This is a genomic window from Burkholderia lata (assembly GCF_902499025.1).
Lineage (GTDB): Bacteria > Pseudomonadota > Gammaproteobacteria > Burkholderiales > Burkholderiaceae > Burkholderia > Burkholderia lata_C.
Window position 1 is genome coordinate 129,235 of the sequence record NZ_CABVPW010000021.1, and the last position, 22,885, is coordinate 152,119.

21 protein-coding genes are annotated in these 22,885 nt (G+C 69.7%); 5 read left to right on the top strand and 16 right to left on the bottom strand.

The genetic code is table 11. The annotated features are described in order from the left end of the window. Positions 1–442: 442 nt before the first annotated feature. The 5 genes from BDI24065_RS21720 (at position 443) to BDI24065_RS21740 (ending at position 6,263) form a co-directional block, all read left to right on the top strand. Positions 443–1,429 carry a TRAP transporter substrate-binding protein gene (locus tag BDI24065_RS21720; protein ID WP_175033007.1) on the top strand — a complete coding sequence of 329 codons (987 nt, stop codon included), beginning with the start codon at positions 443–445 and terminating at the stop codon, positions 1,427–1,429. Then, the gene (locus BDI24065_RS21725) at positions 1,426–2,001 is read left to right on the top strand and encodes a TRAP transporter small permease (protein WP_175033008.1); all 576 of its coding nucleotides are present in this window, start codon (positions 1,426–1,428) and stop codon (positions 1,999–2,001) included. The genes BDI24065_RS21720 and BDI24065_RS21725 overlap by 4 nt, the downstream gene beginning before the upstream one ends. A gap of 4 nt (positions 2,002–2,005) precedes the next feature. After that, positions 2,006–3,358, top strand: coding sequence for a TRAP transporter large permease (locus BDI24065_RS21730; RefSeq protein WP_175014365.1), 1,353 nt, complete (start codon positions 2,006–2,008; stop codon positions 3,356–3,358). 90 nt (positions 3,359–3,448) lie between these two features. Then, positions 3,449–4,540: a lactonase family protein gene (locus BDI24065_RS21735; RefSeq protein ID WP_175033009.1), complete on the top strand. Its 1,092-nt coding sequence runs from the start codon at positions 3,449–3,451 to the stop codon at positions 4,538–4,540. Positions 4,541–4,703: 163 nt separating this feature from the next. Continuing rightward, positions 4,704–6,263, top strand: a complete 1,560-nt coding sequence (locus BDI24065_RS21740; protein WP_175033010.1) for a methyl-accepting chemotaxis protein — start codon at positions 4,704–4,706, stop codon at positions 6,261–6,263. A gap of 112 nt (positions 6,264–6,375) precedes the next feature. Here the strand turns inward: BDI24065_RS21740 and BDI24065_RS21745 are convergent, their stop codons facing one another. The 16 genes from BDI24065_RS21745 to BDI24065_RS41095 form a co-directional block, all read right to left on the bottom strand. Further along, on the bottom strand, positions 6,376–6,615 hold the full coding sequence (locus tag BDI24065_RS21745) for a hypothetical protein (RefSeq protein ID WP_175033011.1): 240 nt from the start codon (positions 6,613–6,615) through the stop codon (positions 6,376–6,378). A 32-nt stretch (positions 6,616–6,647) separates the two neighbouring features. Further along, on the bottom strand, positions 6,648–8,066 hold the full coding sequence (locus BDI24065_RS21750) for an FAD-binding oxidoreductase (RefSeq protein WP_175033012.1): 1,419 nt from the start codon (positions 8,064–8,066) through the stop codon (positions 6,648–6,650). Between the two features lie 2 nt (positions 8,067–8,068). Further along, the gene (locus BDI24065_RS21755) at positions 8,069–8,611 is read right to left on the bottom strand and encodes a permease (RefSeq protein ID WP_175033013.1); all 543 of its coding nucleotides are present in this window, start codon (positions 8,609–8,611) and stop codon (positions 8,069–8,071) included. 45 nt (positions 8,612–8,656) lie between these two features. Next, complete coding sequence (locus BDI24065_RS21760) at positions 8,657–9,736, bottom strand: ABC transporter permease (protein ID WP_175033014.1); 1,080 nt, start codon at positions 9,734–9,736, stop codon at positions 8,657–8,659. Continuing rightward, a complete protein-coding gene (locus tag BDI24065_RS21765) occupies positions 9,729–10,742 on the bottom strand; it encodes an ATP-binding cassette domain-containing protein (protein ID WP_175033015.1) in 1,014 nt (337 codons plus the stop codon). Before BDI24065_RS21765 ends, BDI24065_RS21760 begins: the two co-directional genes overlap by 8 nt. Before the next feature lie 13 nt (positions 10,743–10,755). Next, the gene (locus BDI24065_RS21770) at positions 10,756–11,829 is read right to left on the bottom strand and encodes a TauD/TfdA family dioxygenase (protein WP_175033016.1); all 1,074 of its coding nucleotides are present in this window, start codon (positions 11,827–11,829) and stop codon (positions 10,756–10,758) included. A 3-nt stretch (positions 11,830–11,832) separates the two neighbouring features. Further along, a complete protein-coding gene (locus tag BDI24065_RS21775; protein ID WP_175033017.1) occupies positions 11,833–12,495 on the bottom strand; it encodes a class I SAM-dependent methyltransferase in 663 nt (220 codons plus the stop codon). Positions 12,496–12,532: 37 nt separating this feature from the next. Beyond that, the gene (locus BDI24065_RS21780) at positions 12,533–13,789 is read right to left on the bottom strand and encodes a citrate/2-methylcitrate synthase (RefSeq protein WP_175033018.1); all 1,257 of its coding nucleotides are present in this window, start codon (positions 13,787–13,789) and stop codon (positions 12,533–12,535) included. A gap of 1 nt (position 13,790) precedes the next feature. After that, entirely contained in the window at positions 13,791–15,641 is a 1,851-nt protein-coding gene (locus BDI24065_RS21785; protein WP_175033019.1) for an acyl-CoA dehydrogenase, read from the bottom strand. Further along, complete coding sequence (locus tag BDI24065_RS21790) at positions 15,641–16,732, bottom strand: hypothetical protein (RefSeq protein ID WP_175033020.1); 1,092 nt, start codon at positions 16,730–16,732, stop codon at positions 15,641–15,643. The genes BDI24065_RS21785 and BDI24065_RS21790 overlap by 1 nt, the downstream gene beginning before the upstream one ends. Continuing rightward, the gene (locus BDI24065_RS21795; protein ID WP_175033021.1) at positions 16,729–18,303 is read right to left on the bottom strand and encodes an acyl-CoA ligase (AMP-forming), exosortase A system-associated; all 1,575 of its coding nucleotides are present in this window, start codon (positions 18,301–18,303) and stop codon (positions 16,729–16,731) included. Before BDI24065_RS21795 ends, BDI24065_RS21790 begins: the two co-directional genes overlap by 4 nt. Positions 18,304–18,327: 24 nt before the next feature. After that, positions 18,328–19,503 (bottom strand): PLP-dependent decarboxylase, encoded by a 1,176-nt coding sequence (locus BDI24065_RS21800; protein WP_175033022.1) that lies wholly within the window; start codon positions 19,501–19,503, stop codon positions 18,328–18,330. Next, positions 19,493–20,476: a 3-oxoacyl-ACP synthase gene (locus BDI24065_RS21805; protein ID WP_175033023.1), complete on the bottom strand. Its 984-nt coding sequence runs from the start codon at positions 20,474–20,476 to the stop codon at positions 19,493–19,495. Before BDI24065_RS21805 ends, BDI24065_RS21800 begins: the two co-directional genes overlap by 11 nt. A gap of 3 nt (positions 20,477–20,479) precedes the next feature. Beyond that, positions 20,480–21,463 carry a ferritin-like domain-containing protein gene (locus BDI24065_RS21810; protein WP_175033024.1) on the bottom strand — a complete coding sequence of 328 codons (984 nt, stop codon included), beginning with the start codon at positions 21,461–21,463 and terminating at the stop codon, positions 20,480–20,482. Continuing rightward, a complete protein-coding gene (locus BDI24065_RS21815) occupies positions 21,456–22,088 on the bottom strand; it encodes a hypothetical protein (protein WP_175033025.1) in 633 nt (210 codons plus the stop codon). The genes BDI24065_RS21810 and BDI24065_RS21815 overlap by 8 nt, the downstream gene beginning before the upstream one ends. Position 22,089: 1 nt before the next feature. Continuing rightward, positions 22,090–22,885 (bottom strand): hypothetical protein (locus tag BDI24065_RS41095; protein WP_254609829.1); only part of this gene is annotated, 796 nt, incomplete at its 5' end.

Here is a 22,885-nt window from a genome sequence, read left to right on the forward strand (position 1 = left end):
GCTGCCCGGATTCCCTTTCGTTCCTTCCCGGTCGTGCCACCACTCGGCGGCGCGTGGCCAGCGGGTGTTCATCACATCGCGCCGACTCGCCGGCATCGTGATCAGTCATCCTACGACAATTGAAAACGAAGCGAAAGTTTGATTTCCGGTTCCGACGGAAGCGGTCGGCTGGCCGCCCGCCTTGAGCGCGGATGCGTTTCCGGAAAACGTTTCGCGTAAATTCGCCTAAACAGAGAACACGATTCCCCGAAATTTGCCTAAAACCCCTCAGGACAGTGGCTCTACGGGTATGCACCAAGTGAGTTAAACGATTAACCGACGTACATTCGCGTCAACACGTCATACGACGTATGACTCTGCGGTCAGCGAGCACGGCGCCGAAGAATGCGCGTGCCGGCGGATCGCCGCGCAACAACGAGCACAACCATCAAGGAGACTGACGATGAAGCACCGATTCAACCGCTCCCGTACCGCCCTGGCCGTCGCGCTGATGGCCGGCTTCGCGATGTCCGCCCAGGCGCGCGTGTTCCGCTCGGCGGACGTGCATGGCGACAACTTCCCGACCAACATGGCCGTGAAGTTCATGGGCGACGAGCTGTCGAAGCAGACGGGCGGCAAGGATTCGATCAAGGTGTTCGGCAACAGCGCGCTCGGCTCGGAGAAGGACACGGTCGACCAGGTGCGGATCGGCGCGATCGACATGGCGCGCGTGAACGGCGCGTCGTTCAACGAGATCGTGCCGGAATCGCTGATCCCGTCGTTCCCGTTCCTGTTCCGCGACGTCGACCATTTCCGCAAGGCGATGTACGGCCCGGCCGGCCAGAAGATCCTCGACGCGTTCACCGCGAAGGGGATGATCGCGCTGACGTTCTACGAGAGCGGCGCGCGCTCGATCTACGCGAAGCGCCCGGTGCGCTCGCCGGCGGACATGAAGGGGCTGAAGGTGCGCGTGCAGCCGTCGGACCTGATGGTCGACGAGATCAAGGCGATGGGCGGCACGCCGACGCCGATGCCGTTCGCCGAGGTGTACACGGGCCTGAAGACGGGCCTCGTCGACGCAGCGGAAAACAACATGCCTTCGTACGAGGAAACCAAGCACTACGAAGTGGCGCCCGATTACTCGGAGACGCAGCACGCGATGACGCCGGAAGTGCTGGTGTTCTCGAAGAAGATCTGGGACACGCTGTCGCCGCAGGAGCAGGCCGCGATCAGGAAGGCCGCGGCCGATTCGGTGCCGTACTACCAGAAGCTGTGGACCGCGCGCGAAGCGTCCGCGCAGCAGACGGTGACGAAGGGCGGCGCGAAGATCCTGCCGGCCGCGCAGATCGATCGCGCGGCGTTCGTGAAGGCGATGCAGCCGCTGTGGACCAAGTATGAAAAGACGCCGCAGATGAAGCAGATTGTCGACGAGATCGAGGCCACCAAGTGACACGTCACACTTCCCTGAACGGCGCGTCGGCTGCGGGTTCGCCCGGCGCCGGCGCGCCGGACGGCACGGCGCCGGCGCGGCCGCATGCCGCGCCGCTGTTGCGCTGCGTGAACGACGTGCTGTTCCGCGTGCTGGCCGTGATCGCGTCGGCGTGCCTCGCGGTGCTCACGGTGCTGGTGTTCTACGCGGTCGTGATGCGCTACGTGTTCGAGAACGCGCCGGATTTCGTCGAGCCGATCGCGCTGCTGCTCGTGATCGTGATCGCGATGTTCGGGGCGGCGATGAAGGTGCGCGACGGCGGCCATATCGGCCTCGATTCGCTCGTGCGCCGGCTGCCGCCGAACTCGCGCACGGTGGTGATCGCGATCCAGCACCTGAGCCTGATCGCGTTCGCGATCATGATCATGGTCGGCTGCGGCAGCATGGCCGCCGAGACGATGGGCGACCGCATCCCGATCATCGGGTTGCCCGAAGGCGTGCGCTACCTGATCGCGATGCCCGCGGCGATCGCCATCATTTTCTTCTCGCTCGAGCACCTGCTCGCGCTTCGTCGTTCTTCGCCGGGACAATAACGCCATGGAACTCGCGATCCTGTCCGTCAGTTTTCTGATTTTCCTCGTGCTCGGCGTGCCCGTGTCGTTCGCGCTCGGCATCGCCTGCGTGCTGACCTATATGGTCGAAGGCTTGCCGATCGCGACCGCGATGCAGGCGATGATCTCGGGGATGAATGCGTTCTCGTTCCTCGCGGTGCCGTTCTTCATCTTCTCCGGCGAACTGATGCTGCACGGCGGCATCGCGGACCGGATCCTGCGCTTCGCGCAGGCGACCGTCGGCCACTTCCGCGGCGGCCTCGGGATGGCGAACGTCGTCGCCTGTACGCTGTTCGGCGGCGTGTCGGGCTCGCCGACCGCCGATACGTCGGCGATGGGCGGCGTGGTGATTCCGCTGATGAAGCGCGAAGGCTACAGCGCCGCGTATGCGGTGAACGTGACGACGCATGCGTCGCTCGCCGGCGCACTGATGCCGACGTCGACCAACATGATCATCTACGCGTTCGCCGCGCAGGGCATCACCGGGATGCTGCACGGCCAGCCGGTGAGCGGCGTGTCGATCGGCGACCTGCTGTTCTCGGGGCTGCTGCCGGTGTTGTGGGTGATGGGCTTCGTGCTCGCCGCCGCGTACTGGCAGGCCGTGCGTCACGGCTATCCGCGCCGTGAAGACGGTTCGTCCGCGCTGCCTGCGTTCCCCGGCTGGTATGCGGTGCTGCGCAGCTTCGTCGGCGCGGTGCCCGGGCTGATGGTGATCGCGATCATCCTCGTGTGCGTCGCGAAGGGGATTGCGACCGCGACCGAAGCCGCCGCGATCGCCGTCGTGTACTCGCTCGTGCTGACCGCGGTCGTCTACCGCACGCTGACGGCCGCGAAGCTGCGCCGCGCGCTGTCGCATGCGGCGCGCACGACGGGCGTCGTGCTGCTGCTGATCGCGGTGTCGAACATGCTGCGCTTCCAGATGTCGTACCTGGAGATTCCGGATGCGATCGAAGGGCTGCTGAAGCAGTCGACCGCCGCGCCGTGGCTGATGCTGCTGTACATCAACATCATCCAGGTGTTCCTCGGCACGTTCGTCGACATGGCCGCGCACATCCTGATCACGACGCCGCTGTTCCTGCCGATCGCGATGGCGTGCGGCGTCGGGCCGGTGCAGTTCGGGATCATGCTGCTGCTGAACTGCTCGCTCGGCCTCGTGCACCCGCCGATCGGCTCGGTGCAGTTCGTCGGCTGCGCGATCGGCAACGTGTCGATCGGCGAGACCACGAAGATGGCGTGGCCGTACTACCTCGCGATCTTCAGTGCGATCAATATCGTCACGTACCTTCCGTTCTTCTCGACCTGGCTGCCGAGCGTCATCAGCGGGCACGCGGTGTTCTGACCGCCGGCCTTGCCTGTCGCGGCGCCGGACGATCCTGGTTGTCCGGCGCCGCCATCACGTCAACGGTTTCTTCACCCGCAGCGACTCCACATGAACAAGAAGACAGCATGGCGTGCCGTCGCGGCCGCCGCCTTCGCGCTGGCTGCCTCGCTCGCGCATGCCGCGACGTATGCGTACGTATCGAACAGCGACAGCCGCGACATCTCGGTGTTCGGCATCGACCCGGCGACCGGCGCGCTGCGCGCGATCGAAACCGTGCCGGTCGACGGCACCGTGATGCCGATGGCGTTGTCGCCCGATCATCACCGGCTGTACGCGGCGCTGCGCTCGACGCCGTATCGCGTCGTCAGCTTCGCGATCAATCCGCTCGACGGGCGGTTGATCGAACTCGGCCGCTCGCCGCTCGCGGACAGCATGGCGTATGTGTCGACCGATGCGTCGGGCCGCTACCTGTTCTCCGCGTCGTATGGCGGCAACCTGCTCGCGGTCAACCGGATCGGCGAAAACGGCGTGGCCGGCGACGTGCAGCAGACGGTCAAGACCGGCCCGATGGCGCATGCGATCCGCCAGTCCCCGGACGGTCGCTATGCGTTCGCTTCCGTGCTCGGCGCCGATGCGTGGCTGCGCTTGCCGTTCGACGCATCGACCGGCAAGCTGACCGACGTGGCCGAGCCCGCGTACCGGCTGCCGGAGAAGTCGGGCCCGCGCCATTTCGTGTTTTCGTCGAACGGGCGCTTCGCCTACCTGATCGACGAACTCGACGGCAAGCTGCATGTGCTTGCGCTGTCGCAGCGCGGGGACGGTACGCGGCCGATCCAGACGGTGTCGATCCTGCCGCCGGATTTCCACGGCGACAAGCCGTGGGGCGCCGACCTGCACCTGACGCCGGACGGAACATTCCTGTACGCGTCGGAACGCACGTCGAGCACGCTCGCGGCGTACCGTGTCGATGCGGCATCGGGCAAGCTCACGCGAATCGGCACGTTCGCGACCGAGCAGCAGCCGCGCGGCTTCGCGATCGATCCGTCGGGTACGTATCTGCTCGCGGCCGGGCAACTGTCGCCGACGCTCGCGGTGTACCGGATCGACCGGCACACCGGCCACCTCGACGCGATCGGCAAGTATCCGGTCGGCAAGGGCGCGAACTGGGTCGAAATCGTCACGTACGACGGGACGAACTGATCTCCTTGCGATGGAACGGGCGGCATCGCACGCATGCCGCTCGATTCGCGAGGTTCGCCTGCGGGCGATGCCGGGCCGCGCATCGAAATTGCGCGCGATCGACTCAAGCTGGGAAAGCCGCTGTCGTTAACCGACATGGGACAACTTCGAGAGTCGATTCACCATGCGCGATCTGAAGGTAAAAAGCAGTTTGCTTGCCGTGCTGGCCACGTTCGCCGCGATGATCATCGTCGGCGGCATCGTCGGCGTCGTTGCGCTCGGCAGCGCGAACACGAACGCGAAACGTCTGCACGCCATCGCGACGCAGACGTCGCTCGTCAACGATGCGTACAAGGACAGCACGCGCACCCGCTCGGCGCTCGTGCGCGCGTATTCGGCGCTGAAGGAACACAACGACCCGGCGCAGCGCGACTCGGCATTGCAAAGTGCGCAGCGCACGTTCGACCTGTCCGCAAAGGAAACGCAGGCGTTCAAGGATACCGCGCCGATCGGCAGCCTCGGTGCCGACCTGAAGCAGGCGCTGGTCGAATCGTCGACGCATCTCGCGAGCGTCCTCGCCCGCGCGACCGACGCGCTGCGCAGCGGCGATACCGCCGCGTATGCGGAGATCAACGACAAGGAAATCACGCTCGCCGGCCAGGTGTATTCGGCGAACGTCGAGAAATTCCAGCGAACGGCCAACCAGCTGGCGGAAGACACGATCGACGACGACAACACCGCGTACACGCGCATCGTCGCGATGGTCGGTCTCGGCGTCGCGCTGGCGCTCGCGCTGATCGCCGCGACGCACTTCGCGCTGCGCGCGATCGTGACGAGGCCGCTCGCGAACGCGGCCGCGCTGCTCGACCGGATCGCATCGAACGATCTGACCGTGACGGTGCCCGATGCCGGCCGCAACGAAATCGGCCAGCTGTTCGCGGCGATGAAGCGGATGCAGGCCGGGCTCGCGGCGACCGTCACCGGCATGCGCGACAGCAGCGACGCGATCCACACCGCCGCGCGCGAGATCGCCGCGGGCAATCTCGATCTGTCGAGCCGCACCGAGCAGCAGTCCGCGTCGCTCGAGGAAACGGCCGCGAGCATGGAGCAGCTGACGTCGACGGTACGCCAGAACGCCGACAACGCGCAGCAGGCGAGCACGCTCGCGGCGAGCGCGGCGGACCTCGCGCAGCACGGCGGCGAACTGGTCGGTCGCGCCGTCGACATGATGGGCGTGATCAACACGAGCTCGCAGAAGATCGCGGAGATCACCGGGATGATCGACGGCATCGCGTTCCAGACCAACATCCTCGCGCTCAACGCGGCGGTCGAATCGGCGCGTGCGGGTGAGCACGGGCGCGGCTTCGCGGTCGTCGCGGGCGAGGTGCGCACGCTGGCCCAGCGCAGCGCGAGCGCCGCGCGCGAAATTCGGCAACTGATCGGCGCGTCGATCGACGACGTACGCGACGGCAATGCGCTCGTGACGCAGGCTGGACAATCGATGCACGAGATCGTGTCGTCGGTGCGGCGCGTGGCGACGATCATGACCGAGATCACGACGGCCACCGTCGAGCAGAGCGCAGGGATCGACCAGGTCGGCCAGGCGGTCACGCAGATGGACCAGATGACGCAGCAGAACGCGGCGCTCGTCGAACAGGCGAGTGCCGCCGCGACCGCGCTCGAGCATCAGGCCGGCTCGATGCAGGCCGCGATGGCCGTCTTCCGGATTGCGCGAGCGGGGTGAGACTCTGCCTGACGCGGCGTTGCGCGGGATATCCGTGGCGCAGGCGATGCACGGGCAGCAAACGGGTATCGCGGGACGGCAGGCGCCCGCGAACGTCGCCGCATCGCGCCGGTCAATCCTGCCGCTTGCCCGGATCGGTACCGTCGCCCGACCGGTCGTCGCGCCAATCCTCAAGCTCGCGCCACAGCGCCGGGCGCGCATGATCGCGCGGCGGCAGCTGGATCACGTAGGCCACCCCTCGCACATTGACCACGACCCCCGAGTCGGGCAGCGTGGCCGGGATGCCGGAGAACGGCGGATCGGCATCCGGTTCGGACGCGGTGCCCGGGCCGGGCGGGTGTCGAAGGATCATGCGAATTCTCCGTGGCGCCGCGCAACGGCGCATCAATAGCGGACACGCCCGATCAGACCCAGCGGGTCGACGGCGTGCTGGACGGCGGCGGCAACCTGTCGTTGTGCGGCCGGCACGTGCTTGCGGTAGTACGCGACGTTGACCGGCCCGACGCCGTGCTCCGCGCTGAAGCAGCCGCCCGCCCGCACGACGCGGTCGTACAGCGCGCCGCGCAGCGCCACCTGCTGCAGCGGCCCGTAGCGTTCCGCACTCGCGTGCGGGATCGACACGACGAGATGGCAGCCGCCATCGCCGAAATGGCCGAACGTGTGACAGCGCAGCGACGGATGCGCTGCCGCAATCCACTGCTCGGCATCGGCGACGAACGCGGCCAGCGCGCCGCGCGGAAACGACACGTCGAACGACAGCGGCATGCCGTCCTGCGCCACCGCGGCCGGCAGTGCGTCGCGGATTCGCCAGAACCGTTCGGCCGGTGCGCAGGCCGCGTCGAGCACCACGCGTTCGTTTGCCAGCGCGTCGAGTGTCGCGATCGTGCGTTCCTCGAGCAGCGCATCGAGTCCCGGCATGCCGGTTGCGATCTCGACCAGCGCATAGCACGCGGCAGTATCGGCCTCGAACGGAATGCGCGACGCCGGATACGCGGCCGCGACGCAGCCGACGGCCGCCGCCGACATGAATTCGAATGCCGACAGCATCTCGCCGAACGCGCGCTCGAACGCGAGCAGGCCGGCGAGCGCCGCGTCGTACGACGCGAACGCGACGAACGCGGCGCACGACGACCGTTCGAGCGGCGCGAGCGCGAACGACACGGCCGTCACGAGCCCGTTGGCGCCGTTCGCGCCGATGAAGCATTGCGTGACGTCGAAGCCCGCGTTGCGTTTGCGCAGCGGCGCGAGCGCGTCGATCACGGTGCCCGCCGCGTCGGCGAGCACGACTTCGACGCCGAGCACGTTGCGGCGCACGTCGCCGTACTTGATCAGGCGGCTGCCGCCCGCGTTTGCGCCGACGAGGCCGCCGGCCGCCGGATCGCTGCCGAGGTCGATCGGCAGGCAGAGGCCGGCTTCGGCCGCCACGCGGTTGAGGTCGGACAGCCGCACGCCGGCTTCGACCGTGATGCTGCGATTCGCCGCGTCGAACGCACGAACGGCGCGCATCCGGTCGAACGACACCACGCATTGCGTGCTGCTGCGATCGGGCACCGCGGCGCCGACGAGCCCGGTGCGCGCGCCCTGCGCGACGAGCGCGATGCGGTGCGCGACGGCGATTCGCGCAAGCGCGCTCGTGTCGGCGGTCGATGCCGGCCGCGCGACGCCGAGTGCGATGCCGCCGTGGAGGGCCACATCCGTCACATACGATGAGCACGCGTCGGGAGATGCACCGTCGAGCCAGCCATCACCGAGCGTCGCGGCGAGTGCGTGCCGTTGCGCGGCGCGGTCGGGCAGCGCGCTCATCGTCAGCTCGCCCGCACGAGCTGCCTGCGCAGCCGGCCGCGCACGACGACCAGGGCGATCAGCGGCACGACGCCGCCCCACAGCGGGCTGTGGCGCATCGTGATCGACACCGCGAGCGCGACGACGGTGACGGCGAGCAGCACGATCGACAGCGAACGGGCGCGCGCATGGTCGACGAACGTGCCGTCGACGAAACCGCCGTCCGACCACGCGGTATGCACGATGCCGACGACCAGCACGCAGACGAGCATCGCGGCCGGCCCGAGTTCCTCGCCCCACAAGCGGCTACCTGTCGGCGATACGAGCGCGAGCACCGCGCCGATCACGAGGAACAGGTCGACGCCGAGCGCGATGCTGTTGCGATCCGCGCGGCGGATCAGCCATGCACCGTGCACGAGCGCGAGCACGCCGCCGATCAGGAACGCGTGCGTCCAGCGCACGTCCGGCTGCTCGGGGCCGAGCCGGCCGTAGAACAGGAACACGATCGCCGGCAGGAAGTTGCTCGCGTGCAGCAGGTAGTCGGTTATGGGATTGCTCGATTTCATCGGGGGGTTCTCCTTCGTCGAAACGTCGAAACAGCTGGCGACGCGTCAAGCGTCGTGCCAGCGGAACAGCCGCGCGGCGGCGAACAGGAACAGCGCCGTGCTTGCGGTCATGCCGAGCAGTTGCGGCGCGAGCTGTGCATACGGGGCGCCGTCGACCAGCGCGCCGCGCAGCGCAACGGCGAACTGGTTGGTCGGCAGGAACGCGAGTACCGCCTTCAGCCAGGCCGGCGCGTCGTGCATCGGGATCGTCAGGTCGCTGAAGAACAGCAGCGGGTAGTAGGTGACGTTGCACGCGAGTTCGGCGGCCGCGAGCGACTGGGTGCGGCTCGCGAGCAGCACGCCGATGCTGAGCACCATCGCCGCGCCGAGCAGCACGATCGGCAGCGCGCGCAGCCCGTCCGGCGTCGCGATCGGCAGCGCGATGCCGAACGCGACGCGTGCGACGGTCAGCAGCACGAGCGCCGACAGCGCCATCATGATCATCCGCGCGACGATCAGCGCGGCGAGGAACACGCCGCGCGAGACCGGGAAGCACACGTACAGCTTGAACGTATTGCGTTCGCGCAGCGACGCGATCGCGGTCGTCGTCGAGTTGAGACCGATCGCCATGAACGCCATCACGAGAATGCCGGTCGCGAAGAACGCGCCGTAGTCGAACGGGCGGCGCGCCGGTGCGGCGTTTTCGAAGCGCGCCTGCGCGGCGGGCAGCCCGAGCTGCTGCGCGGCGCAGCGCGCGAGCGCGATCTCGACGACGCGCGACGCGGCCTTGACCGCGAGCGAGCCGTTGAAGTCGTAGCGGATCGTCGTCGGCGTGCGCTCGTCGGCGCCGAGCACGACGGTCACGCGATCGGCCGCCGCGCCGCGGCCGTCGAAGGTCGCCTTCACCGTGTCGCTGTGCGTGAGGCTGTCGACGATCTGCGCTTCGCATGCGCGGCTGTACGGGGTCGCGCCGCCGGGTACGACGAACGCGATGTCGGCCGTGCCGAGCGAACCCGATCCGCCGAATGCGAACAGCATCACGCTCAGCAGGAACACGGGGAACACGAGCGTCCAGAACAGCGACGAGCGGCTGCGCAGATAGCCGAGCAGCTCGTTGCGCACGAGAATCAGGAACACCTTAGTCATGGGTGGGGCCCTCGGTACAGAGGCGCAGCAGGTCGCCCGGCGTGCTCGGCGCGAGCGCGAGATGCTGGATGCCCTGTTCGCCGACGATCCGGTGTACGTTCGGATGCAGCGTCGCATCGCCGAATACCTCGACGACATGCGCGGCCGACACGCGCACGCCGGTCACGCCGGGCAGCGCCGCGAGCCGCTTGCGTAGCGCGCGTGCGTCGGCTTCGTCGCGGCAATGCAGGACCGCGCGCGCCTCGCCGACGAGTTCGGCGCGCAGCGCATCCTTGTCGCCCTGGTAGCGCACGCCGCCGTCGCGCACCCACACGAGATCGTCGACGACGGCCAGCTCTTCCTCCGCGTGGCAGATCATCGCGACGCTCGTGCCGCTCGCACGGTGGCGCAGCAGGTCGATCACGACGCCCGCATAGCGGCGGTCGAGGCCGGTGAACGGTTCGTCGAGCACGGCGAGTTCCGGCCGGTGCGCGAGCGCGACGTAGAGATCGACGCGCTGGCGCTGCCCCTTCGACAGCGCGCGGCACGGCTTGTCGAGCAGTTCGGCGATGCCGAGCGCGTCCGTGACCGCGGCGTCCGCATGCACGTACATCGCGCGGTGCAGCGCGACGATCTCCGACACGCGGAGATGGTCGGGATATTCGACCTTCTGCAACTGCGCGCCGATGCGCCGCAGCGACGGCGTATCGCGCATGAAGCGCGTGGCCGGCACGTCGAGCACGCGCACGTCGGTGCCGCCGCGCCGGAAGCCGAGCAGCGTTTCGAGCAGCGTGGTCTTGCCGGAGCCGTTCGGCCCGACGATCGCGGTGACGGCGCCGAGCCGGAATCGCACGTGCCGCGCGGAGAAATGGAAATCGCCGGCCGCGACATCGATCGCGCGCGCGCCGAGCGCCGCGCCCGGCGCATGTGCATCGGGCACCTGCTGCGTGCCGGCGCGCAGCGGCCGGTCGAACGCGGTGTGCGGGCCGAACAGCGCGCGCACGGAGGCGAGGAACGAATCGCTCATCGTCGGCTTCCTGTCAGTCGAACAGCATGACCTGCGTGTCGCGCGCGCCCCGGTACGGGTTGCGGCCATGCGCGACCAGCATGTTGTCGACGACGAGCACGTCGCCGGCTTGCCACGGGAACGCGAGCTCCTCGTCGTCGAACGCGTCGTAGATCGCGACGAGATCGTCGAACGGCATCGGCGACCCGTCGCCATAGCGGATCTCGTACGGGAACGCGGCGCGCCCGCCGTACATGCGCTGCAGGTAGCGGTAGCTGAGCTCGCCCATCGAGCGCGGGTTCGGGTGCTGTGCGCTCGCCTGGTTGAACCACACGGTTTCGCCGGTGCGCGGATGCGCGCGCAGCGCGCTGCCGACGTGCGACACGGTCACGCTGCCGTCGTCGAGCCAGCGGCAGCCGACGCCGCGTTCCGCGCACAATCGTTCGACCTCGTCGCGCTCGCTCGTGCCGAACGCGTCGTTCCACGGCCGGTGGTATTCGGCGAACGGCATGCCCGGATTGGCGGCGAGGCCGTCCGCGCGCTCGCCGGGCGCCGCGAAATTGCGCAGGTACATCACGCCGCGTTCGGCGAACCGTTCGCGCAGCGCGGCCGGCACGCGCGCCGTCACGCGCCGCATGTCGCAGATCGGCGTCTCGCCGCCCGCGTCGGCCGGCTGCCGGCAATAGAACGCGACGAGGCGCGGGAACGCGGGCATGTAGGCCATCTCCTGGTGCAGTCCGATCTTGAACGGCGGCGGCATACGGGTCGACTCGTACACCTGGCCGTCGATCTGCCTGCGCGGCGCGGCGCCCGCCGTATAGCCGTTCGCGTGCGCCGGGTACAGCGCGCCAAGGCGGCCGAACGTGGCCGTGTCGGGCACCGCGAAGCCGCGCCACAGCAGCGCGCCGCACGCGTCGAGCAGCGTGTCGATCGTGTCGAGCCGCGAGCGGTACCACGCGACGAACATCTCCGGCGAGGTCACGAGCTCGGCGCTGCGCGGCGTCACGCACAACGGCAGCGTCGCGCCGGGCGCGACCGCCGAGCAGTGCACGTCGTCGGCGCCGAGCCGCGCGGCGGCATGCGCGGCGAGAAAGGCGAGATCGGTCATCACTCAGGCCAGCGCCGGTTTCTTCAGCAGGATCTCGAAGCCGAGCGCGCCGAGCCCCGCGCTCGGGCTGTAGATCGACGCGACTTCGGCGAGACCGGCTTCGGCGACGAGCGCGTGCGCTTCGTCGAGCGTGATCTTCTCCTCGACGTGGGTCGGCGGATAGTCGGCGGCGGCACGCATCGCGGTGAAGCGGTCGAGCAGGTGCTGCGGCGCGTCGCGGCGCATGTCGTGCACGAGCGCGATGCCGCCCGGCTCCAGCACGCGATACATCTCGGTGAGGCTGAGTGCCTTGTTCGGCAAGTGGTGCAGCGTCGCGCGGCCGACGGCCATCGTCAGCGTGCCGTCGTCGAACGGCAGAGCGAGCGCGTCGCCGACGCGCATCTCGATCGTGTCGTCGAGCTCGAGTTCGTGGATGCGCGGGCGGCCTTCGTCGAGCATCGCCGGATCGAGGTCGATGCCGACGTAGCGCCAGCCGCGCATCGCCGGATCGGTCGCGAGCCGCACCGGCACGACGCCGGTGGCCGTGCCGATGTCGGCGATCACGCCGGGCGTCATCCCGCGCGCCAGCTGGCGGATGCGGCTGATGAACAGCAGGTCCCACGGTTCAAGCGTTTCGGTGGCGAAGCGATCGTAGTCGTTCGCCGGGCGCAGGTTCTTGAGCAGCATGACGTTCCTTTGGCTGAGTGCGGAAGGGATGAAGGGATCACAGCCAGCCGACCGGCACGGCGGCCAGCAGCCGTCGCGCGGTCGCGCTGTTGACGCCGAAAGCAGGGCGGCGGCGCCGTTCGACCGCATGCGCGGCCATCGCCGCGATGCGCGCGCCGAGCCCGACGCCGACGCCCCACGACGGCGCGGCGACACCGAGTTCGAGCAGCGTCGCGGCGGTCAGGAAATCGATGTTCGGGCGCAATGCGCGGCGCGCGTCGGCCTGTGCGCAGCACGCGTCGAACAGCGTCACGTACGCGCCGTCGAAGCCGTGTGCGGCGAACCGGCCGCGCATGTGCGGCGGGCGCGGGTCGGCGACGAACAGCGGATGGCCGAAGCCGTACAGCGTGCGTTTCGCGTCGAGCGTGGCATCGATCGCCGCGCGCCCGGTTGCGTCGAGCGCCGCGGGTGGTGCGTCGGTGCCGCCCGGGACCGAGCGCGCGAGCGCGGCGAGCCACTGCATCGCTTCGAGTGCCGCGCCGACATGCGACGGCCCGCTCGCGAGGAAACCGGACGCAATCGCCTGCGTGAGCGTGACGCCGGTGCCGATCGCGACACGCGGCGCGAGCACGGTCGGCGTGATGTAGCCGAAGCCCGCGTGCCATGCGACGAGCAGCATGTCCATCGCGGCTTGCGCCGGTGCGTCGGTGCGCGTTGCGCCGGTCAGCACGAGCATGCGTTGTGCTTGTGTCGCCGCACCGTCGAGCGATGCAGCGGCTTCGTCGTTGCGGGCGGCGAACGGGCGGCCTTCGATTGCCGCATGCAGCAGGAACGGCGCGGCGGCCGCACACAGCAACATCGTGTCGAGATCGGCGTCGTCCGGCGCTTCGCCGTGCACGCGTGCCGTCGCGTCGTCGAAGCCGCGCAGCAGGCCGGACGCGGCCGCGAACACCGGCGCGACGCCTGCCGCGCCGAGATCGGCAGCGACGGACTGCGCGGCCGAGCCGGGCGCCAGCGCATCGGCGAATACCGCGAGCCGCGCGCCGATCGCTGCCTCGTGCGCGCGATGCCCGGCGCTGCCGGGCGCGACGTCGAACCACAGATGCGCGAGCGCGCCTTCGAACGTCGTCGCGCCGATCAGCGCGTTCAGGTCGAGATCGCGCACGCGCAGCGCTTCGGGTTCGAGCGTCGCGCCGTCGATGTCGGTGCCGCGATGGCGCGTCGCGGGGCGGCCGAGCAGGTTGCGTGGCGCGTCGCCGGCTGAGGTGGGCGTGGTGGTCGAAGCGGTCGCGCCGGAATCGAGTGTCGTGTCCATGTCATTCCACCTGCGCGAGTTCTTCGCTGCTGACGCTGATTGCAGCGTGCGCCATCGCGGCAATCACGGCCGCGTGCTGGTCGACCACGGGCAGCACGTTTGCGAAGTAGTAGCGCGCGCTTTTCAGCTTGCCGCGATAGAACGCGAGTTCGGCCGGCGTGTCGGCGGTGTCCGGCGCGTCGAGCCGGCGCGCGGCGATGGTCGCCGATTCGAGCAGCACCCATGCCGACGTGACGACGCCGAACATCTCGAGAAAGCGCGTGTAGAACTGGCTGCTGCGGTGCGTGTGACCGTCCTGCACGTCGCGCGCGATGTCGTCGAGCGCGGCGGCGATCCGGTCGGCGCCCGTGCGCAGTGCGTCGAACAGCGGGCGCAGCTCCGCATGCGTGCCGGTGTGATGCTGGCGCGCGAGGAACACGTCGAGTTCGTCGCGGTAGTACTGGATCAGCCGCGAGTGGCGGCCGAAGCCGAGCTTGTCGCGCACGAGATCCTGCGCCTGGATGTAGTTCGTGCCTTCCCAGATCGACAGGATCTTCACGTCGCGCGCGTTCTGCTCGACGGGGCTTGCATCGGTATAGCCGAGCCCGCCGTGCACCTGGATCGCGGTTTCGCAGATCCGCCACGCCTGGTCGGAGATGAACGCCTTGCAGATCGGTGTCAGCAGCAACTGCAGCTTGCGGTGGCGCTCGATCTCGGCCGGGTCGGCATCGGGTGTCGCTTCGAGCATCGCCGCCCGCGTGGCGGTCGCGGCGAGCTTGCCGAGCAGGCCGCGGCAGCCGTCGACGCGGCTTTTCATGTCGACCAGCATGCGCTGCACGTCCGCGTGCTCGACGATCGCGACGCGCGCGGCGTGGGTATTCGACGCGCGCTCGATCGGCCGGCCCTGCAGCCGGTGGCCCGCATACTCGACCGCATGCAGGTAAGCGCTCGACGCGACGCCGACGCCGAACATGCCGGTACTCATCCGCGCCTGGTTCATCAGCGGCATCAGTTGCAGCAGGCCGACGTTGCGCCGGCCGCCGAGCAGCCAGCCCTTGGTCGTGCCGTTCGCGCCGAACACCAGGTGCGTGTTCGCGCAGCCCTTGAGCCCCATCTTGCGCGGCAGGCCGATACAGTCGACATGGTTCGGCTGCAGCTCGCCCGTCTCCTCGTCGGGCCAGAAGCGCGGCACGACGAGGCACGACAGCGAGAACGAGTCGGGCGACGCGGTGTCGATGCGGCCGAGCACGAAATACAGCGTGTTCTCGGTCAGCTCGTGCATGCCGGCCGAGATGTAGACCTTCTCGCCGTCGATCGCGTAGATGTCGCGTTCGAGCGGCGTCGCGCGCAGCGCGACCGCGGTGAGGTCGGTGCCGGCCTGCGGTTCGGTCGCGCAGAAGCACGCATCCCAGCGGTACGCCTCGAGCGGCGTGATCAGCGCTTTCTGGTGCGGCGTGCCGTGCATCTGCAGCAGCTTGATCGCCGGGCGCGTGAAGCCGCCATACGTCATGAACGACGGGTTCGCGCCCATGAACATCTCGTAGATCATCTGCGTGACGATCGGCGGCAGCCCGTGCGCGGTGCCGAACAGCGTGTTCGACCATTCGTCGCGAAACCGCGCCCACAGCGCGTGGAAATGCGACGGAATGCGCACTTGCCCGTCGTCGAGCAGCGTGCAGCCTTCGACGTCCGCCTGCTGGTAGCTGCGGCCGAGATCGAGCGCGAAGTCGCGTGCGCGTTCGAGCAGCGCGTCGATCGACGCGCGGTCGTGCGTGCCGTACAGGCCGTGTTCCGCCAGGAACCGCTTGTCGGCTTCGAACAGTTCCCACAGAAAGAAGCGCAGCTCGCGCAGGCTTACCTTGTAGGCGCTCATCACGCGTCTCCTTCGATATCGAGCGCGGCATCGAGGCCGCCGGCGAGGTCGACGACGGCCGCCGCCGCCGCGCCATGCAGTGCCGCATCCCACACGAGCACCGTGCGGCGTTCACCTTCGTCGAGCGCGCCGGCGAGCCGGATCAGCGCAGCCGCCGATTCGGCCGACGACAGGTGGCCGGCGGCTTCATGCTGGATGCGGGCGGCGACCGGGATCGACGCGGCGTCGGCCACGCGTGCCGCAAAGCCGGAATCGAAACCGGGCGGCACGCACCAGTCGATCTGGCCGGCGCGCAGCCCGGCCATGTCGAGTGCGCGGCGGATCGCGCGCGCGGCGACCGGCGCGAGCGTGTCGCGCAGCGCGCCCGGCGCGTCGGCCCACGGATCGACGATCGACGGCCCGAATTCGACCGCGACGGACCGCACGCCACCCCAGTCGGCCGGTTCGGGCGCCGGGCCCGCGCGCGACACGAGCAGCGCGGCGGCCGCGTCGCCGTAGCCGACCAGGTCGCCGAACTGGCGAAAGAACGGATAGAGCCACTTGTCGCTGAGGATCACGAGCGCCTGGTCGCCTTCGTCGAGCAGCCCGTCGAGCAGCATCAGTGCCGAATACCAGCCGAGCGTGCCGTTCTGGCCGAGCGCGAACGGCGTCACGCGCTGCAGCCCGAGCTCGTACTGCATGCGGCCGACGACCGAGTCGCCGATGCCTTCGTTGAGCGCGCAGCTCGCGACGATCACGTGGGTCGTGCGGGCCAGTTGCCCGGAGCCGAGCTGGTCGCGCAGGTCGAGAGCCGCGTCGGCGGCGAGATCGGCGAGGCTGCGCCCGGGCGGCGCGACCCGCAGCGTGGGCCGGCCGCCCGGCGCGAGGCGCGTGCCTTCGTCGGGCGTCAGCGCGCCCATCCCGCGCGGCCGCGCGAAGCGCGCCTGCGGCAGCAGCAGGTGCCGGTAGCCGGGATGGCGTTCCTGCGCCTGGATCGCGCTGAACACGACCGAGGGCGGCAGCACCACGACGCCGCCCGACAGGGCAAGCGTGCCGGGCTCGGCGACGCGGCGCGCGCCGAGGCAGGTTTCATCGAGCGTCGACAGGGTCATGCGGCGGTCTCCTCGTTCGTGCGCGCGAACGCGTCGCGATACTGGTTTTTCAGCGCGGGGCGGTCGATCTTGCCGTTCGGGTTGCGCGGCAACGCCGGCAGCGGCTCGACGACGAGCGGGCTCATGTAGGTCGGCAATGCGTCGCGGCAGGCGCGCGCGATGTCGGCGCGGCACGCGTCGGCGTCGAGCGTCGACACGACGCACGCGGCGATCGCCTCGCCGAGCGATGCGTGCGGCACGCCGAACACCGCTGCTTCGCGGATATGGGGCAGCGCGAACAGCACGTCCTCGACTTCGGTCGGGCTGACGCGATAGCCGGACGTCTTGATCATGTCGTCGCCGCGTGAGACGAAATACAGATAGCCGTCGGCGTCCCGCCGGACGATGTCGCCGGACCACACGGCGACGTCGGGGCGCGGGATCTCGCCGTGCCGGCGTGGCAGCGGACGAAAGCGTTGCGCGGTCAGCTCGGGCCGGTTCCAGTAGCCGAGCGTGACGAACGCGCCGCGATGCACCAGTTCGCCGGGCTCGTCGGCCGCGCATTCGCTGCCGTCCGCGCGCAGCACGAGGATTTCGGCGTTCGGCACGGCCTTGCCGATCGACGTCGGGCGCCGCGCCGCGTCGGCCGGCGGCAGGTACGTCGAGCGGAACGCTTCGGTCAGCCCGTACATCAGGTACGGCGCGGCGTTCGTGAACAGCGCCTGCAGGCGGTGCAGCAGCGGCGTCGCCAGATGGCCGCCGGTGTTCGCGAAGCGGCGGATCCGCGTGCGCGCCGTATCGCTCCAGCCGGCGGGCGCGAGCTGCATCCACAACGGCGGCACGCCGGTGATCGACGTCACGCCGAACGCGTCGCAGTGGCGCGGCACTTCGGCCGGTTGCAGGAAGTCGAGCGGCGCATAGCACGCGCCGGCGGCCAGAGCGGTCGTGAGCTGGCTCAGGCCCGCGTCGAAGCTGAGCGGCAGCACGCCGAGCACGACGTCGTCGCTGGCCAGCCCCTGGTACGCGGCGACGCTGAACGCGCCCGATACGAGGTTGCGGTGCGACACGACCACGCCTTTCGGCTTGCCGGTCGAACCGGACGTGTAGAGCAGCGCGGCGGGATCGTCGTCCACCGGTCGGCCGGCGGGGGCCGGTGCCGGTGCGTCGGTGCCGGGCGCGTGGATCGCGTCGGCCAGTTCCTCGATCAGCATCGCGCGGGCACCGACGAGCGCGGCGAGCGCCGGCAGGCGCTTCAACCGCTGCGCGCCGGTCATGAACAGCGCCGCGCCGCTGTCGGCGACGATGTGTTCGATCTGTGCTTCCTTCAACTGCGGATTGACCGGCACGAAGATCGCGCCGAGCGCGTTGGCCGCGAGCATCGCGACCACGGTTTCGATGCGTTTCGGCGCGTAGATGGCGACGCGCTCGCCGGGCTGCACACCGCGCGACGCGAGCGCGGCGGCGGCGCGGCGGACCGCGCGCGCCAGCTGTTCGTAAGTCATCGTGCCGCCGCCGTCGGCATACGCGGGATGCTGCGGCCAGCGCGCGGCGCCGTGTTCGAGCAGGTCGGCGACGCTGATCAGGGCGTTCATGATCGGCTCCTCTCTCAGGTTGGTCTAGGCGGGCCGCACGTACACGTGCGCGGCTTCGTGGGACAGGAAATGCGCCATCGAGTACGTGCGGTGATACGCGCCACAGCGCGCGAACACGGCGATGTCGCCGACCTGCGGCGGGGCGCCCGTGTCGTCGCGGCCGATCACGTCCGCGCGGCTGCAGGTGCTGCCGACGTAGATCGTCGGCACGCCACGTGCCGGCGGCGCGGGCGTGCGGCGCACGAGTGAAGGCGCGGCCAGCCGGCGCATCACCGATTCGGTCTGTGCGAGCAGGAACGCATGCGACAGCCCGCCGTCGCAGACGGCGATCGTGCGGTCCTGCCATGTCTTGACCGCGACGACGCGCGTCGCGAACACGCCCGCATCGGCGAAGATCGCGCGGCCGGATTCGTGCGCGAGCGAGTACTGGCCGGCCAGCGGCGCGAGCGCGGTGGCATAGCGCTCGAATGCGACATCGGCCGGGTGATCGTCGGCAAAACCGCCGCCGAGGCTCAGCGACGCGAGCGGAGCGCCGTTGGCGGGCGCGAGATCGCGGGCGAGCGCCGCGAGCCGCTCGGGCAGCACCAGCGTGTCGGGTTGCGTCGCGTCCTGGCGGATGAACGAATGCGGGCCGGAAAACACGTGCAGCCCGGCCACCGGCAAACCGGCGGCGGCGAGCGTGCGCACCGCGTCGTGTGCCTCGTTCGGCGTCATCCCGAAGTGGTCGTGCCACAGCGCGCGTGCTTCGTTGCCGGCCAGCGCGCCGGCGTTCACGCGCAGCAGGACGGAGCCCGGCGTGCTGCCGCCGGCTGCCGCCTCGCGCGCCAGCGGCACGAAGCGCGCGACCGCGTCCGGGTTGTCGAGCACGAAATGGCAGCGCGACGCGAGCCCGGCGCGCATGAACATCTCGTCCATCGACGGGTTGTTCAGGTAGCGCGGCGTCTTGATCCGGCCGATCACCGCGTCGAGTTCGCCGCGGCTCGCGAGTTCGACGCCGTCTTCATAGGCATGCGCGCAGCGGGCGAGCATGTCCTGGTTCGGGTTCGCCTTCAGCGACACGATCAGCCGCGTGCCGAGGCGCGCCTTCAGCGACCGGTAGCGCGCGATCGCGACTTCCGGCTCGTATACGTAGCACGGCGTGCGCAGGTCGGCGATCCACGCGTGGTCGCCGGCGGGCGGAAGCGGGCGCTCAGGCGTCATGGCGGCCCACCGGATGGAGCGTGGCGGCCGCGTACGCGCCGCAGTTCGACTGCATCACGCCGAGCACGCGATGCCCGTGCGCGACTGCGTCGAGCCCGACGTCGGCCAGGTTGATCGGAAAGTCCGAACAGCACGCATGGCCGCGCGCATGGATGTTTTCCGCATAGAGCCGCTCGGCCGGCACGCGCATCGCACGGCACAGCGCGTTCCAGCCGGGCAGGTCGGCGTTGTGCGGCAGCACGAGTTCGTATGCGTCGAGCGCGTGCGGCTCGAGCGCGACCGCCGCGTCGATCGCCTTGCGCGTGTACGGCCACTCCATCATGATCAGGTCGGCCTCGTTCGCGGCGACGGTGTCCGAGCCGCGATGCCATTTCGCATGCGTCTCGATCGCGATGCCGCCGAGCCGGTTCTTCGTGCTGTTGCGCGCGATCAGCATCGCCGCAGCGCCGTCACACTGCACGCCCGTCATCTGCCGCATCCGGTAATCCTCGCCGTACACGCGGTCGGACGACACGACGAGCGCCGCGTCGAGCTGCGGATAGCGGCGCATCAGCGCGCGCACCGTCTCGATGCCGGCCGCGACCGACACGCAGTTCAGCTGCGCGACCGAGCCGAGCCACAGCGGCTCGATGCCGAGCTGCGCGGCCAGCTCGTGCGGCAGGCTGCGCGGCGCGGGCGGCACGCTGAACTGCTGTGTATGCACGTGCACGATCGCGCCGATGTCGGACGGATGCACGCGCGCCGTGTCGAGCAGGCGGCCGGCCGCCGCGATCGCGAGATCGGTCTCGCTCGTGTCGAGCGCCATGTGGAAATAGCGGCTGCCCGAGTGCGCGATCGCCGCGGCCCGCTGCGCCGGGTAGTCGCGCTCGGCGGCCCACGCCTCGATATCGACGGGCAGGCCGGGCAGCTCGTAGGCCACCGCGTCGATGCCGATCCAGAAGTCGCGTGACGCTTGGGAGGAGGTCGTCGTCATGGTTCAGTTGAGCGGCATCGCCGCGTAGTCGAGGACGTCGAGTTTTTCGAAGGTCGCCTGCACGGTCGGCGTGAGCAGGCCCATCTCGCGGATCGTCGGCACCAGGCGCCGGAAGATCGAGCGGCGGATCGAGCTGGACACCGGCGACTCGCGCACCATCGCGCTGCATTCGCGCTTCGACAGCCCCATCGGTTCCCAGATGTCGTCCGCGCACAGATGCTCGTACAGCACGGCCGCGCCTTCGCAGACGAACTCCTCGCGCTCGCGCAGCTCGACCGCGCTCATCTCCGCATACACTCGGCACAGCGTGATCCGGCCGACCGCGAAGTGACGCGCTTCGTCGCGCTGGATCCGCACGAACAGATCCTTGATGAACGGATCGGTGCTGTACGCGACGACGCTCTGGAAGATCGACAGCGCGATGCCCTCGACGAGCACCTGCATCCCGAGGTTCGTCATGTCGAGCGCGTTGCTCGTGATCGTGTCGTGCAGCAGCCCCTTCAGCGAGCGGCTCATCGGGTAGCTGACGTCGAGCTTCTCGTTGACGAGCTTCGCGTACGCCTCGACGTGGCGCGCTTCGTCCATCATCTGCGCGGCCGCGCACAGCCGCGCGCTCAGGCCGTTCTCGGCCGACGCGAGCTTCGACGCGCAGATCAGCGCGGCCTGCTCGCCGTGCAGGATCTGCGACAGCAGCCAGCCCTGTGCGTGATGGCGCACCTCGCGTTTGTCGGTGTCCGAAAGCTTGCCCCACAGCTCGGTGCCGTAGATCAGCAGCGTCGGGTCGGGCATGCCGAGCGGGTTCGCCGGGTCGAGATCGTGGCTCCAGTCGACATCGGTCGCGACGTCCCACTGCGCGGCCTTCGCCTTTTCGTACAACCGGTTCAGCGCCTCTTCGCGCAGTGCGTAGTCGTTCGACATCAGCGCGTCGACGGGCATCGACCAGCGGATGTCGGCCGTGTCCTGCATAACGGTGAGCGTGTCAGTCATTTCGAGGTCTCCCCGGCCGCGCGGCGGCGCCGGAATGATGGGCGGAATCGGAAAGCGTCGTGGCGGCGGCGCGCGGGGCGGCCGGGTGCGGCTCGAGGCGGATCGCATACGATGGCCACGGGCCGCGCAGCTGCGCGTCGAACGCGTCGGCGAGCCGCGCGGGCCAGATCGCGCAGCACACGCGGTTGTCGCCGGCGAACTCCGCATCGCGCAGGATCCGGTCGCCGATCCATACGACGGGGGCGCCGCGCGCGGCATCGCGCAACGCTTCGTCGTACAGGTGCACGCCGAGCAGCACGTGCGGCGCGAGCAGCTCGGCCGGCAGCGCGCCGAAGTACGGCGCGCAGACTTCGATGAACAGGCGGGCGTCCGGATGCACGGCATCGCGGACCCGCGCGGTGATGTCCGCGAGGAAGGCGAAGTACTGGACATGGTCGAGCAGCACACGGCGATCGCCGCCGAGCGCATCGCCGGCGTCGTACACGTCGCCGGCCGTTTCCGCGAGCGCGGCGCGGGCATAGTCGGCCGGCGTGTCGAGCGGCATCCGGTACGCGCTCGCGGCAACCGCGACCGGCTGCCGCGCATCGCGCTCGATCCGGTAGGTGAAGTGAACGGGTCGCACCATGTCACGCCTCGCCGTCGAGAGAGAACGTCGCGTCCGGCGCGAAGGCGACGTCGGCGACCGCGTAATAGCCGTTCAGCGCGAGCGAGCAGACGGCCGCGCGGCGCGGCGTGTCGCCGTCGCGATGCGCGAGCAGCACCGACAGCCACGGATCGCTGCCGAACGCATGACCGAACAGCCCGTGGCCGTCCGGCAGCAGCGGCGTCTTGCCGACCGACGCGAGCAGCGCGCGGCGCGACGTAGCCGGAAAGAACGGCAGCGCCGCCTGCAGGCCGGGGCGGGCCGCGCAGAAGGTGCGGATGTCGCGGCCCAGCCGCACGACCGCGCTGGCCGGCGGCGCGGCTTCGGCCAGCACCGACGTCATGGACGGCGCCGCTTCGCGGCCGACATCGACGAGCAGCGAACACACGCCGAAGCCCGAGCGTCCCCATGCGGGATTGCCGTGCCAGTACGTAAAGCCGTGCACGTCGATGTCGACGATCTGCAGCAGCAGCGTGCGCGGCCCGGTTTCGGCCGCGGTCGCGAGCGTGCGGCGCAGCACGTAGCCCCAGCCCGCGCATTCGTACGAGCAGGTCATCCAGTCGGGCGTGTAGTCGTTCGCGCCGGCAAGCGCCTGCGCGAACACGCGATGCTGCGGCGAATCGTTCATCAGCAGCATCGACAGGATCGTCGAGCTGACCACGTAGTCGTCCGCGCCGACCGCGCCGCACAGCCGCTCGCGTTCGGCGCACGCGAGCGTGCCGATCGCGCGGGCCGTGTCGTCGAGCGGCACGGCCGCGCCGTCGCGCGACGGCGCGACG

Bases quoted from the DNA above. Each gene is read 5' to 3' on its own strand.
- BDI24065_RS21730 (WP_175014365.1), top strand. From the start codon at position 2,006: ATGGAACTCGCGATCCTGTCCGTCAGTTTTCTGATTTTCCTCGTGCTC.
- BDI24065_RS21780 (WP_175033018.1), bottom strand. From the start codon at position 13,789: ATGGACACGACACTCGATTCCGGCGCGACCGCTTCGACCACCACGCCC.
- BDI24065_RS21765 (WP_175033015.1), bottom strand. From the start codon at position 10,742: ATGAGCGATTCGTTCCTCGCCTCCGTGCGCGCGCTGTTCGGCCCGCAC.
- BDI24065_RS21815 (WP_175033025.1), bottom strand. From the start codon at position 22,088: ATGGTGCGACCCGTTCACTTCACCTACCGGATCGAGCGCGATGCGCGG.
- BDI24065_RS21805 (WP_175033023.1), bottom strand. From the start codon at position 20,476: ATGACGACGACCTCCTCCCAAGCGTCACGCGACTTCTGGATCGGCATC.
- BDI24065_RS21785 (WP_175033019.1), bottom strand. From the start codon at position 15,641: ATGAGCGCCTACAAGGTAAGCCTGCGCGAGCTGCGCTTCTTTCTGTGG.
- BDI24065_RS21810 (WP_175033024.1), bottom strand. From the start codon at position 21,463: ATGACTGACACGCTCACCGTTATGCAGGACACGGCCGACATCCGCTGG.
- BDI24065_RS21790 (WP_175033020.1), bottom strand. From the start codon at position 16,732: ATGACCCTGTCGACGCTCGATGAAACCTGCCTCGGCGCGCGCCGCGTC.
- BDI24065_RS21750 (WP_175033012.1), bottom strand. From the start codon at position 8,066: ATGAGCGCGCTGCCCGACCGCGCCGCGCAACGGCACGCACTCGCCGCG.
- BDI24065_RS21760 (WP_175033014.1), bottom strand. From the start codon at position 9,736: ATGACTAAGGTGTTCCTGATTCTCGTGCGCAACGAGCTGCTCGGCTAT.
- BDI24065_RS21745 (WP_175033011.1), bottom strand. From the start codon at position 6,615: ATGATCCTTCGACACCCGCCCGGCCCGGGCACCGCGTCCGAACCGGAT.
- BDI24065_RS21800 (WP_175033022.1), bottom strand. From the start codon at position 19,503: ATGACGCCTGAGCGCCCGCTTCCGCCCGCCGGCGACCACGCGTGGATC.
- BDI24065_RS21720 (WP_175033007.1), top strand. From the start codon at position 443: ATGAAGCACCGATTCAACCGCTCCCGTACCGCCCTGGCCGTCGCGCTG.
- BDI24065_RS21755 (WP_175033013.1), bottom strand. From the start codon at position 8,611: ATGAAATCGAGCAATCCCATAACCGACTACCTGCTGCACGCGAGCAAC.
- BDI24065_RS21735 (WP_175033009.1), top strand. From the start codon at position 3,449: ATGAACAAGAAGACAGCATGGCGTGCCGTCGCGGCCGCCGCCTTCGCG.
- BDI24065_RS21740 (WP_175033010.1), top strand. From the start codon at position 4,704: ATGCGCGATCTGAAGGTAAAAAGCAGTTTGCTTGCCGTGCTGGCCACG.
- BDI24065_RS21795 (WP_175033021.1), bottom strand. From the start codon at position 18,303: ATGAACGCCCTGATCAGCGTCGCCGACCTGCTCGAACACGGCGCCGCG.
- BDI24065_RS21775 (WP_175033017.1), bottom strand. From the start codon at position 12,495: ATGCTGCTCAAGAACCTGCGCCCGGCGAACGACTACGATCGCTTCGCC.
- BDI24065_RS21770 (WP_175033016.1), bottom strand. From the start codon at position 11,829: ATGACCGATCTCGCCTTTCTCGCCGCGCATGCCGCCGCGCGGCTCGGC.